This is a genomic window from Solirubrobacter pauli, assembly GCF_003633755.1.
Taxonomy (GTDB): Bacteria; Actinomycetota; Thermoleophilia; order Solirubrobacterales; family Solirubrobacteraceae; genus Solirubrobacter; species Solirubrobacter pauli.
Window position 1 is genome coordinate 2,514,333 of record NZ_RBIL01000002.1, and the last position, 12,183, is coordinate 2,526,515.

General features: G+C 69.7%; 12 protein-coding genes. All 12 read left to right on the forward strand.

What is annotated here, in order from left to right; genetic code table 11:
- The first annotated feature begins 13 nt into the window (after positions 1 to 13).
- Genes C8N24_RS31340 through C8N24_RS31395 form a run of 12 tightly spaced genes read left to right on the forward strand, consistent with a single transcriptional unit; the run spans position 14 to position 12,174 of the window.
- Positions 14 to 838 carry an IclR family transcriptional regulator gene (locus C8N24_RS31340; RefSeq protein ID WP_121257692.1) on the forward strand — a complete coding sequence of 275 codons (825 nt, stop codon included), beginning with the start codon at positions 14 to 16 and terminating at the stop codon, positions 836 to 838.
- Complete coding sequence (locus C8N24_RS31345; protein ID WP_121257694.1) at positions 835 to 2,481, forward strand: ferritin family protein; 1,647 nt, start codon at positions 835 to 837, stop codon at positions 2,479 to 2,481. The genes C8N24_RS31340 and C8N24_RS31345 overlap by 4 nt, the downstream gene beginning before the upstream one ends.
- A 13-nt stretch (positions 2,482 to 2,494) precedes the next feature.
- A complete protein-coding gene (locus tag C8N24_RS31350) occupies positions 2,495 to 3,499 on the forward strand; it encodes an NADH:ubiquinone reductase (Na(+)-transporting) subunit F (protein ID WP_121257696.1) in 1,005 nt (334 codons plus the stop codon).
- Between the two features lie 9 nt (positions 3,500 to 3,508).
- Entirely contained in the window at positions 3,509 to 4,603 is a 1,095-nt protein-coding gene (locus C8N24_RS31355) for an aromatic/alkene monooxygenase hydroxylase subunit beta (protein ID WP_121257698.1), read from the forward strand.
- A complete protein-coding gene (gene mimD / locus C8N24_RS31360; RefSeq protein ID WP_121257700.1) occupies positions 4,600 to 4,944 on the forward strand; it encodes a propane 2-monooxygenase effector subunit MimD in 345 nt (114 codons plus the stop codon). Before C8N24_RS31355 ends, mimD begins: the two co-directional genes overlap by 4 nt.
- A gap of 13 nt (positions 4,945 to 4,957) precedes the next feature.
- The gene (locus C8N24_RS31365) at positions 4,958 to 6,007 is read left to right on the forward strand and encodes an amidohydrolase family protein (protein ID WP_121257702.1); all 1,050 of its coding nucleotides are present in this window, start codon (positions 4,958 to 4,960) and stop codon (positions 6,005 to 6,007) included.
- Position 6,008: 1 nt separating this feature from the next.
- A complete protein-coding gene (locus C8N24_RS31370; protein WP_121257705.1) occupies positions 6,009 to 6,650 on the forward strand; it encodes a metal-sulfur cluster assembly factor in 642 nt (213 codons plus the stop codon).
- On the forward strand, positions 6,647 to 7,675 hold the full coding sequence (locus tag C8N24_RS31375) for an NAD(P)-dependent alcohol dehydrogenase (RefSeq protein ID WP_121257707.1): 1,029 nt from the start codon (positions 6,647 to 6,649) through the stop codon (positions 7,673 to 7,675). The genes C8N24_RS31370 and C8N24_RS31375 overlap by 4 nt, the downstream gene beginning before the upstream one ends.
- A gap of 16 nt (positions 7,676 to 7,691) precedes the next feature.
- The gene (groL, locus tag C8N24_RS31380; protein WP_121257709.1) at positions 7,692 to 9,341 is read left to right on the forward strand and encodes a chaperonin GroEL; all 1,650 of its coding nucleotides are present in this window, start codon (positions 7,692 to 7,694) and stop codon (positions 9,339 to 9,341) included.
- Positions 9,342 to 9,362: 21 nt separating this feature from the next.
- Complete coding sequence (locus C8N24_RS31385) at positions 9,363 to 10,622, forward strand: cytochrome P450 (protein ID WP_121257711.1); 1,260 nt, start codon at positions 9,363 to 9,365, stop codon at positions 10,620 to 10,622.
- 40 nt (positions 10,623 to 10,662) lie between these two features.
- On the forward strand, positions 10,663 to 11,547 hold the full coding sequence (locus C8N24_RS31390) for a peptidoglycan-binding protein (protein WP_121257713.1): 885 nt from the start codon (positions 10,663 to 10,665) through the stop codon (positions 11,545 to 11,547).
- 48 nt (positions 11,548 to 11,595) lie between these two features.
- Positions 11,596 to 12,174 (forward strand): suppressor of fused domain protein, encoded by a 579-nt coding sequence (locus C8N24_RS31395; RefSeq protein ID WP_121257716.1) that lies wholly within the window; start codon positions 11,596 to 11,598, stop codon positions 12,172 to 12,174.
- Positions 12,175 to 12,183: the final 9 nt, after the last annotated feature.

The following is a 12,183-nucleotide window of genomic DNA, read 5'->3' on the forward strand; positions in this document are numbered from 1 at the left end:
TCGGTGAGGAGAGATGCAGGCTACCCGAGCACATCGGGGACTCAGCACTGCGCGCGCGGCCCTCCACGTCACGTGGTTGCTGGCCCGTGCGCCGGACGGGGTCCGCGCAGACGAAGTGGCCGCGACGCTCGGCAAGAGCGTCTCGACGGCCTACAACCTGCTCGCGTCGCTGTGCGACGAGGGTGTGGCCGAGCGCCACGCGGGTGGCGTCTACAAGCTCTCCCCCGCGTTCCGCGAAACCGTCGCCGAGGAATCCGACCGCCACGACCTGAGCGGCGTCGTCGACGACCTCCTCGCCCGGACGCACAAGCGCGCGTACCTCGCGGTGCTGCGCGACAACCAACTTCGCGTGGTCCTCGAGCGCGGGCTGCAGGGCATGCCGAAGCTCCCGGGCATGAACCCTGAGATCGCCGACAACGCGCACGCCCTCGCGCTGGGCAAGGTCGTGCTCGCGCTCGGACCACGCGATGCCGTCGACCGCTACGCCCGCACGGGCCTCAAGCGCTTCACGGCGCACACGATCACCGAGCCCGGCGCGTTGCACGAGGAGCTCACGCGCGTCCGGCTGAACGGCGTCGCCACCGAGCGCGAGGAGTTCGAGCGTGACTTCTGCTGCCTCGCCGCGCCGGTGCTCGACCACGACCGGCGCTTCCTCGGCGCCGTCGGCATCTCGATGTCCCGTCGCGCCTTCGACCACGAGCGCGAGCAGCTCGAGGAGACGCTGCGCGACGTCGTCGGATTCCAACGATCTGCAGAGATCCGGGCTGATCTTGATCACGGCCCGCACGCCCACGTAACTGCACTCCAGGGACGACGTTTCCAAAGGAGGCGGCCTTGAGCCGAGCCAGCATCACGAAGGCCCATCAGAAGATCCAGGAGCTCTCCTGGGAGCCGACGTTCGTCGAGCCGGTCGACAAGTACCCGACCGACTACACGTTCGAGAAGGCGCCCAAGAAGGACCCGCTCAAGCAGGTCCTGCGCTCCTACTTCCCGATGGAGGAGGAGAAGGACAATCGCGTCTTCGGCGCGATGGACGGCGCGATCCGCGGCAACATGTTCCGGCAGGTCCAGGAACGCTGGATGGAGTGGCAGAAGCTCTTCCTGTCGATCATCCCGTTCCCGGAGATCTCCGCCGCGCGCGCCATGCCGCTGGCCATCAACGCGGTGCCGAACCCGGAGGTCCACAACGGGCTCGCCATCCAGATGATCGACGAGGTTCGCCACTCGACGATCCAGATGAACCTCAAGCGGCTGTACATGAACCACTACATCGATCCCGCCGGGTTCGATCTGACGGAGAAGGGCTTCGCCAACTGCTACGCCGGCACGATCGGCCGCCAGTTCGGCGAGGGCTTCATCACCGGTGACGCGATCACCGCGGCCAACGTCTACCTGACCATCGTCGCCGAGACGGCGTTCACGAACGTCCTCTTCGTCGCGATGCCGGGCGAGGCCGCGGCCAACGGCGACTACCTGCTCCCCACCGTGTTCCACTCGGTGCAGAGCGACGAGTCACGCCACATCTCCAACGGCTACTCGATCATCCTGATGGCGCTCGCCGACGAGCGCAACCGGGCGCTGCTCGAGCGCGACCTGCGGTACGCGTGGTGGAACAACCACGCCGTCGTGGACGCGGCGATCGGCACGTTCATCGAGTACGGCACCAAGGACCGCCGCAAGGACCGCGAGTCCTACGCGGAGGCCTGGCGCCGCTGGATCTACGACGACTACTACCGGTCCTACCTGGTCCCGCTCGAGAAGTACGGCCTGACGATCCCGCACGACCTCGTCGAGGAGTCGTGGAACCGGATCTGGAACAAGGGCTACATCCATGAGGTGGCGCAGTTCTTCGCCACCGGCTGGTTCGCCAACTACTGGCGGATCGACGGCATGGACGACAAGGACTTCGAGTGGTTCGAGTTCAAGTACCCGGGCTGGTACGACAAGTACGGCCGCTGGTGGGAGAAGTACACCGAGCTCTCGAAGAAGAACGGCCACAAGCCGATCGCCTTCGAGGCCGAGGCCAACTACCAGTACCCGCACCGCTGCTGGACCTGCATGGTCCCGTGCCTGATCCGTGAGGACACGGTCATGGACGAGGTCGACGGCCAGGTGCGCACGTACTGCTCGGAGACCTGCCACTGGACCGACAAGGTCGCCTTCCGGCCCGAGTACGAAGGCCGCCCGACGCCGTCGATGGGCAAGCTCTCCGGCCAGCGCGAGTGGGAGACGCTCCACCACGGCAAGGACCTCGGGGACATCATGCAGGACCTCGGGTACATCCGCGACGACGGCCACACGCTCGTCCCGCAGCCGCACCTGAACCTGGACCCGAAGGAGATGTGGACGCTCGACGAGGTCCGCGGGATCACGCTCAACAGCCCGAACGTGCTGCTGAACGAGATGTCGCCGGAGGAGCGCGAGCAGCACATGGCCGAGTACAAGCGCGGGGGCCCGGCCGGCCGGCCGGCGGCCGCCTAGGAGCGCGGCGAGGATGGGCAACACGCACACCGTTCGCTTCGAGCCCGTGGGCATCGAGATCGAGGTCGACGAGGACGAGACGATCCTCAACGCCGCGTTCAAGCAGGGCATCATGCTCATGCACGGCTGCAAGGAAGGTCAGTGCTCGGCGTGCAAGTCGTTCATCCTCGACGGTGAGGTCGATCTCGACCGCTACTCGACGTTCGCGCTGCCCGACTTCGAGGAGGCCGAGGGGTGGACGCTGCTGTGCCGCGCCCACCCCTACTCCGACCTCGAGATCGAGCTGATCAACTACGACGAGGAGATCATCCACGGGGGCGTCCCGCCGCGGACGATCTCCACGTCGGTCGAGGCGGTCTCCAAGCTCACCGGGGACATCTACTTCCTCAAGCTCAAGCCGGCCGAGGACTTCGAGTTCAAGGCCGGCCAGTACGTGGACATCCAGATCCCGGGCACGGAGCTGCACCGGTCGTTCTCGATGGCCAACACGGGCTCGGACGCGCTCGAGTTCATGATCAAGCACTACGAGGGGGGCAAGTTCAGCGGCCTGCTCTCCAGCGGCGCGATCAAGCCGGGCGACGAGCTGTCGGTCACCGGCCCCTACGGCGTCTTCACGCTGCGCCCCAGCTCTCCGCGCCGGCTGCTGTTCATCGGCGGCGGCGCGGGGATGGCCCCGATCCTCTCCCTGCTGCGCGCGTTGAAGGCGGACGCCTCCCAGCGGGAGCGCGCGTACTACTACGGAGCCCGCACCGAGGCCGACCTCTTCCACCTGGAGGAGCTCGCCGCGCTCGACTGCGGCTTCGTGCCCGCCCTCTCGGAGGACAGCAACGGCTGGAAGGGCGAGAGCGGGCTGATCACGGACGTCGTCTCCCGGCTGGAGGGCGACATCACCGAGGTCGACGCCTACGTCTGCGGTCCGCCGCCGATGGTCGAGGCGGCGATCGCGCTGCTCGAGGCCAAAGGCGTCCCCGAGGCGCACATCTACTACGACAAGTTCACCACCACCGCGGACGAGTGAGGAGACCGGATGGCCACAGAGGTCAAGGAACGCAGTGTTCCCAAGCCCACCTTCACGGACGCCGAGGCGGGCGCCAAGGAGTTCCCGTCCTGGCAGAGCCGGAGCTACAACTACTTCACGCCCCGCAAGCGCCGGGCGACGGTCTATGAGGACGTCACCATCGACGTCCAGCCGGACCCGGCCCGGCACCTGAGCCAGGGCTGGGTCTACGCCTTCGCCGACGGCGTCGGCGGCTACCCGCAGGAGTGGACGGCGCTCAAGTCGTCCAACTGGCACGAGTTCCTCGACCCCAACGAGGAATGGGAGCAGACGATCTATCGCAACAACGCGAACGTCGTCCGCCAGATCGGCCAGAACATCGAGCACGGCCGGCTCGCGCACGCCTACGCGGCGTTCGACCCGGCGTGGGTGAAGGTGCTCGAGCGCCACGTGTTCGCGTGGGCGCACGCCGAGCACGGCATCGGCATGCACGTCTACACGCCCGCCCAGCGCGACGCGCCGACGAACATGATCAACAACGCGATGGCGGTCGGCGCCGTCCACAAGCTGCGCTTCGCGCAGGACCTGATCCTCTACAACCTCGCGCTCTCGGAGGAGATCGACGGGTTCGACGGGTCGGTCCACAAGGCGACGTGGCAGGAGGATCCGGTCTGGCAGCCCACCCGCGAGTTCGTCGAGAAGCTGACGGGCACACGCGACTGGGCCGAGCAGTGGTTCGCCACCTCGATCGTCTTCGAGCCGATGATCGGCGAGCTGTTCCGCTCCGGCTTCGTGATGCAGGTCGCGGCGCTGCACGGCGACTTCGTCACGCCGACGATCATGGGCGCCGGCGAGTCCGACGCCGCCCGCGAGCAGCGCGGCGCGCGCGTCCTGTTCCGGATGCTGACCGACGACGCCGAGCACGGCGCGGCCAACCGCGAGGTGCTCAACGGCTGGCTCGCGGAGTGGAACGCGGTCGCGGAGAACGCCGCCCGCACGCTCCAGCCGATCTGGTCGCAGATCTCGGAGAAGGTCGTGCGCTTCGAGGACTCCCTCGAGCGCTCGCAGACGCGGCAGCGGGCGCTGCTCGAGGACATCGGACTGGCCCAGGAGGTCACCGCATGACGCAGTTCCAGTCGGACGCGACGCCGTCGAACAAGGCCGGCGTGACGCTGATGAACAACCAGGTCGGCTACGTGGTCGCGAACGTCATGCGCGACAAGGAGAACGTGGTCATCACCGAGCTGCCGTCGATGATCCGGGTCGACGGCGTCAACAAGATCGACTTCGACTACGAGGAGATCGCCGAAGCCCTGGGTTGGGACGACTTCGGCAACGACGACTTCGAGGAGATCATGTCGACCCACTACGGGCGTATGGTTGTCCTCGACGATCGCGTGTTGTTGTTCGCCAACCCGGAGGACGCTGCCGAGTACATCGACTTCGACCTCCAAGTCGTCGAGTAGGAGGAGAGCGCGGATGTACGAGAAGAACGGCGAGAAGTACTACATCGTCGACAGCCATCTGCACTTCTGGGACGCCTCACCCGCGAACTGGGTGAAGGGTCACGAGGAGTACGCGAAGGGCTGGATCGAATGCTTCCACGCGTACCAGGGCCTCGGCCCCGCGGAGACGCATTGGACGCTCGAGCACTTCCAGAAGTACTCGGTCGAGGACTTCGAGAAGGACGTCTTCACCAACGGCTACGTGGACAAGGCGATCTTCCAGTCCACGTACCTGCGCGAGTGGTACACGAACGGCTTCAACGACATCGAGCAGAACGCCTCGCTGCTGGACCGGTTCCCGGGCAAGCTGCAGGTCAACGGCCGGTTCGACCCGCGTGACGGCGAGGCGGGCCTGGAGCAGCTCGAGGCCGACCACGCCAAGTACGGCATCAAGGGCCTCAAGCTCTACACGGCCGAGTGGAACAACGGCTCGCGCGGCTGGAAGCTGACCGACGATGCGGCGCGGCCGTTCTTCGACAAGTGCGTCGAGCTCGGGATCAAGAACATCCACGTCCACAAGGGCCCGACGATCTGGCCGCTGGACAAGGACGCGTTCGACGTCAGCGACGTCGACCACGTGGCCACCGACTACAACGGCGAGCTCAACTTCATCGTCGAGCACGTCGGCCTGCCGCGGATCGAGGACTTCTGCTTCATGGCGACGCAGGAGCCCAACGTCTACGCGGGCCTGTCCGTGGTCGTCGGCGGCCTGATGCACGCCCGCCCGAAGTTCTTCGCCAAGGTCATGGGCGAGCTGCTGTTCTGGGTCGGCGAGGACAAGATGCTGTTCGGCTCCGACTACGCGATCTGGGAGCCGAAGTGGCAGATCGAGGGCCTCGTCGACTGGGAGATGCCCGACGACGAGGCGTTCTCGGACTTCCCGCGCCTCGGCGTCGAGGGCAAGAAGAAGATCCTCGGCCTCAACGCGGCGAAGCTCTACGACATCGAGGTCCCCGAGGAGTGCCGGATCCCGGTGCCGCCCGAGGAGCCCGCCCGCGAGGACAGCGCCGTCGGAGTGTCCTGAGTTGAACCTGCAGGCCCGAGTCCTCGAGGCGCTCGGGACGGTCTACGACCCGGAGCTCGACGAGCCGATCACCACGCTCGGCTTCGTCGGCTCCGTGGCCGTCGCCGGTGGCGACGTCGCCGTCCGCTTGCGGCTCCCGACGCCGCAGTGCGCGCCCAACTTCGCGTTCCTGATGGCGGCGGACGCGTCCCGCGCGGTGTGGGACGTGGCCGGCGTGACGGCGGTCGACGTCACGTTGGAGGACCACTACACGGGGGCGGAGATCAACGCGACCGTCAACGCCGGCGGGTCGTTCAGCGACGCGTTCCCCGGGGAGACCCGGGGCGAGCTGGACGCGCTGCGGGCGTTGTTCCAGCGCAAGGCGCTGCTCGCCCGCCAGTCCCGGCTGCTGTCGGAGGTGCCGCGGCGGCTGGGTGACCTGCAGGGGCCGGAGGCCGAGCGCTGCCGCGAGCTGCGCCGGGCCCTGGGCATCGACGCGTCCGACGACGCCGCGCCGTTCGTCACGGGCGACGGGGTTCCGGTGGACGCGACGGACGTCCGCTTCCGCCGGATGGCGTCGATGACGGCGCTGTCACTGGAGACCAACGGCCACATGTGCCGCGATCTGCTGCGCGTTCGATACGGGGAGGAAGTAGCCGCATGATTGCCGCTCGGTTGCACAACTATCACGAGGCGCTCAAGGTCGAGGAGATCGACGAGCCGAAGATCGTCGGCCCGTTCGACGTGATCGTGAAGATCGGCGCCGCGGGCCTGTGCCGCACCGACCTGCACATCCAGGAAGGCCAGTGGGCGGAGAAGTCGGGCGTCGCGCTGCCGTACGTGCCCGGGCACGAGAACGCGGGCTGGGTGCACGAGGTCGGCTCCGGCGTGACCAACGTCGAGGTCGGCGACACCGTGATCGTCCACCCGTTCATCTCCTGCGGGCTGTGCCGGCCGTGCCGCAAGGGCGACGACATGCACTGCCAGTTCGGCGAGTTCCCGGGCATCGGCCGCGACGGCGGCTTCGCGCAGTTCCTGCACACGAGCGCGCGGTCGGTGATCAAGCTCGACCCGTCGCTGCACCCGACCGACATCGCCGCCCTGGCCGACGCCGGCCTGACGGCCATCCACGCGGTCAAGAAGGCGATCCCGATCCTGGGTGCCGGCACGAAGACCGTCGTGATCGGCGCGGGCGGCCTGGGCCACATCGGCATCCAGTGCCTGAAGGCCTACACGCCGACCGAGATCATCGTCATCGACCCGTCGGAGAAGGCCCTCGAGCTGGCGAAGGAGACCGGCGCGGACCACACCGTGAAGGTCGACGGCACCCAGCGTGACCTGGTGCGCGAGCTCACCGACGGCTTCGGCGCCGACGCGATCATCGACTTCGTCGGTGAGAAGGGTGCGATCGAGGACGGCGTCGAGATGGTGATGGACGGCGGCTTCTACTACGTGATCGGCTACGGCGAGAACATCAACGTGCCGACGATCGACATCATCTCGCGCGAGATCTCCTTCATCGGGAACCTCGTGGGGACCTACGTCGACCTGCAGGACCTGATGACGCTGACCGCGCAGGGCAAGGTCAAGTTGCACACGTCGCAGTACCCGCTCGACGCCATCAACGACGCGATGGCGGATCTGGACAACGGCAGGCTGCAGGGCCGAGGCATTCTCGTCCCCGCCTGAGAGGAGACCGATAGCGATGGGCAAGCGCCTCTACTTCAATCACGAGGCTCGTCTTCTCCTGCAAGCAGGCGTGGACGAGCTGGCGAACACGGTCAAGGTGACGTTGGGTCCGAAGGGCCGCAACGTGGTGCTCGAGCGGCTCGCGGGCGCACCGACGATCACCAACGACGGCGTGACCATCGCACGTGAGATCGAGCTCACCGACCAGTACAAGAACATGGGCGCGCAGCTCGTCCGCGAGGTCGCCAACAAGACGTCCGACCAGACCGGCGACGGCACGACGACCGCGACGCTGCTCGCGCAGGCGATCGTCCGCGAGGGCATGAAGGCGCTGGACGAGGGCGCGAACCCGATGCTGCTGCGGCGCGGGATCGAGGAGGGCACGGCGGCCGTCGTGGCCGAGCTCGCCCGCGTGGCGCGTCCGGTCGAGGGCGCCGACCTCGTGAAGGTCGCGACGATCGCGGCCAAGGAGGACACCGGGATCGGCCGCGTCGTGGCCGAGGCGCTCGAGCGCGTCGGGCCCGAAGGCGTCGTGACGCTCGAGGAGGCCGAGGAGCCGGGCGTGACCGTGAAGTTCGTCGAGGGCATGGTCGTCGAGAACGGCTGGCTGTCGCCGTACATGGTCCGCGACCAGGAGCGGATGGAGACGGTCTTCGAGAACCCGCTCATCTTCATGACCAACCGGGCGCTCAAGCACCCGAACGACCTGATGCCGATCCTGCAGGCCGCGGGGCGCGAGCCGGGACGGCCGATCGTGATCCTGTGCGAGAACGCCGAGGCGGCCGCGCTCGGGATGCTCGTGCACAACAACTCGGCCGGCACCGTGCAGGCGGTCGCCGTGCGCGCGCCCGGGTTCGGGCACCGGCGCATCCAGCACCTCGGCGACCTCGCGGCGTTCTGCGGCGGCACGGTCATCGCCGAGGAAGCCGGCCTGACGCTGGACAACGTGGCGCTCGAGCACTTCGGAACGGCGCGGCGGGTCGTGTGCACCGCCGACGACTGCACGTTCGTCGAAGGGGGCGGGACCGCCGACGCGGTCGCCGGGCGGCTCGCGCAGCTGCGTGTCGAGCTGTCGCGCGCCGTCCACGATCGCGACGTCGAGATCCTGCAGGAGCGCATCGCGCGGCTGTCGGCGAACCTCGCCGTGATCCGCGTCGGCGCCCCGACCGAGCCGGCGCTGAAGGAGCGCTTCCGGCGCACCGAGGGCTCGCTGGCCGCGACGCAGGCGGCGGTGTCCGAGGGCGTCGTCCCCGGCGGCGGCACCGCGTTGCTGCGGTCCGCGACGGCGCTCGACAGCCTGTCGCTGTCCGGCGACTACGCGCGCGGCGCGGAGATCATCCGCTCCGTGCTCTCCGAGCCGCTGTACTGGATCGCCTCGAACGCCGGCTACGACGGCCAGGCCGCGATCGACCAGGTGCTCGCGGCCCCGGCCGGGCACGGCCTGAACGCGCTCACCGGCGAGTTCGGCGACCTGACGGACAAGGGCGTCGTCGACCCGGTGCGCGTCACGCGGATGGCGCTCGAGCACGCGGCGTCGGTGGCCGCGCTGCTGCTCACCACCGAGGCGCTGGTGGCGGAGGAGCTCATCGCCCAGCCGGGCGCGATCGTCGCGCCGGGCTTCGGCGACCTGGCGGAGGGCCTCGCGCGGCCGTCCTCACCGATCTAGGGGGTCGGGTAGGGTCGGCGGGTGCTGCCCGCCGGCCCTGCGTACTCGACGTCGCTGCAGACCGCGCGCTGGCTCGCCCGGCCGATCCGCTTCCTGGAGGACAACCGGCGCGCGTTCGGCGACGCGTTCACCGTGATGTTCCGCGGGTTCCGCTCGCCGCTGGTGATCGTGTCCTCGCCCGCGGTGATCCGCGCGCTGTACGGGGAGCGCGGGCACCGGATGCCCCCGGGGCGGCAGATCACGCTGAAGCCGCTGGTAGGCGCGCGGTCGTTGCTGCTGCTGGAGGGTCCGGAGCACCTCGAGCGGCGGCGCGTGATGCTGCCGCCGTTCCGCGGCGACCGGATGCGCGCGTACGAGCCGATCATGCGCGAGGCGTCCGCGCGGGCGTTGGCGGCGTGGCCCGCCGGCCGCCCGTTCGCGGTGCATCCGAGCATGCAGGACATCACGCTCGACGTGATCCTGCGCGCGGTGTTCGGCGTGGTCGACGACGCCCGTCGCGCACGACTGCACGAGCTGCTCGGGTCCCTGCTGGCGGCGACCACGTCGATGTCCCTGCAGGTGCAGGTGCTGTTCGGTCGCACCGCGCCGCTGGAGGCGCTGCAGCTGCGCGCGCGAGAGATCGACGCGCTGCTGCTCGAGGAGATCCGCGCGCGCCGCGCCCAGCCCGGCGAGGACATCTGCTCGCTGCTCGTCCAGGCCGTGTTCGAGGACGGCAGCGGCATGAGCGACGGCGAGATCCGCGACCAGCTGATGACGCTCCTGATGGCCGGGCACGAGACCACCGCCACCGGGCTCGCTTGGACCCTGGACCTGCTGGTGCGCCATCCCGACGCGCTCGAGCGGGCGCGGTCCGGAGACGAGGCGTACCTGCGCGCGGTGGTCAGCGAGTCGCTGCGGCTTCGCCCGGTCGTGCCGCTCGCCGGCCGCCGCCTGGCCGTCCCGCTCGAAGCCGACGGGCTGTCGCTCCCGGCCGGCACCGACGTCACCCCCGCGATGTGGCTCACGCACACGCGTGCCGCGGACTACCCGGAGCCCTACGCGTTCCGGCCCGAGCGCTTCCTGCACGACCCGCCGTCCACCTACACGTGGATCCCGTTCGGTGGCGGCGTGCGCCGCTGCATCGGCGCGCCGTTCGCCGAGCTGGAGATGCGCGTCGTGCTGCAGGAGGTGCTGGACCGCTTCGACCTGCGCCCGGCGAACCGAACCCCCGAGGGCATCGCCCGCCGCAACGTGACCTTCTCGCCGCGCCACGGCACCCGCGTCGTCGCCACACGACGATAAGCAGGAAACAGGTTGTCAGCGCGCGAACCCTCTTCGGGTCGTGTCGTCGTACCGCACCGCCATCGCCGCGCCCGCCCGCGTCGCGCGCCTCTCCCCCGCCGTGCTTCTCGCGCTCGTCGCGTGCCTCTTCGCGCCCCTCCCCGCCCAAGCCGCCAGCCCGCGAGTGGCGGCGCTGCAGGTCGCGCTGCGGCACCACGGGGTCTATTCCGGCACGGTCGACGGGCTCTCGGGGCCCGGCACCGCGGCGGCCGTGCGGCGGTTCCAGGCGCGGCGGGGCCTGACCGCCGACGGCGTCGTGGGTCCGCGCACGCGGCGCGCGTTCGGCACGCTCGGGCGGCATCCGATCGGCAGCCGGCCGCTGCGCGCGGGGCTCGCCGGGTGGGACGTCGCCGCACTGCAGTTCGCGCTCGGCGCGAAGGGGTTCGCGGGTGGTCCGGTCGACGGCGGCTTCGGGCCGCGCACCACCGCCGCGGTCCAACGGCTGCAGCGCTACGCCGGGCTGCGCGCCGACGGCGTCGCCGGGCCGGCGACGATGGCCGTCGTGCGCCGTCCTCCACCCGCCACCCCACCGGTTCGCAGGCCGATCGACGCGCCGATCGGCGACCGGTACGGCCCGCGCGGCAACACCTTCCACGCGGGCCTGGACTTCCCGGCGCCGTTCGGTACGACCGTCCGCGCGGCCGCACCCGGCCGGGTCACGTTCGCGGGCTTCGCGACCGGCTGGGGTCTCGTGGTGACGGTCGACCACGGCGGCTGGAAGACGCGTTACGCGCACCTGTCCCGTGCCACCGTCTCCCCCGGCGCGTCGGTCGCGGCGGGCGAGCGCGTCGGCCTCGTCGGCGCGACCGGCGTGGCCACTGGCCCGCACCTGCACTTCGAAGTGGTCGTGCGCGGGGCGAACGTGAACCCGGCGAACGGCCTCTAGCCGGGGAACCGGGCAGGCGGACCGGCCCGGCAGGGCATCATCTCGGCGGTGCCGGTCCACTCCATCGCCGACGCCGCCCTGCGCGTGCACCTCGAGGCGTTCTTCGCCGACCACGCGGTCGAGCTGCGGACCTGGCCGCACGGCCCGATCCACGAGCGCGTCCCCGGGTTCGGCGTGTACGCCATCAGCCCCGGTCCTCGCCTGAAGGCCTGGAGCTACGTCACGACCGGGTGCTGGGACGCCGCCCACCAGGGCGAGCACGGGCTCGAGTTCATCCTCAGCTGCACGCGCGACGACGAACGCCACGTCGAGCGCCTCGCCATCCTCGCCCACTACCACGCCGGGCCGCCCGGGCAGCGGCTGGACCTCGGCCACACGACCTACGCCGGCGAGCCCTGGCTTCCGGGCTCGGCGCTCACGCACGACCTGATCGCGCTCCCCTACGCGTTCGGCCCGGACCTCGAGCGCTGCGACTGGCGCAACGGGCACATCCGCATCCTCACCGTGCAGCCCATCACCGAGGCCGAGCGCGACTTCAAGGTCGCCGAGGGCGTCGAGGCGCTCGAGCAGCGCTTCGAGGACGCGGGCATCGCGTGGACGGACCCGTTCCGCCCGTCGGTCGTGTGACGTGGAGAA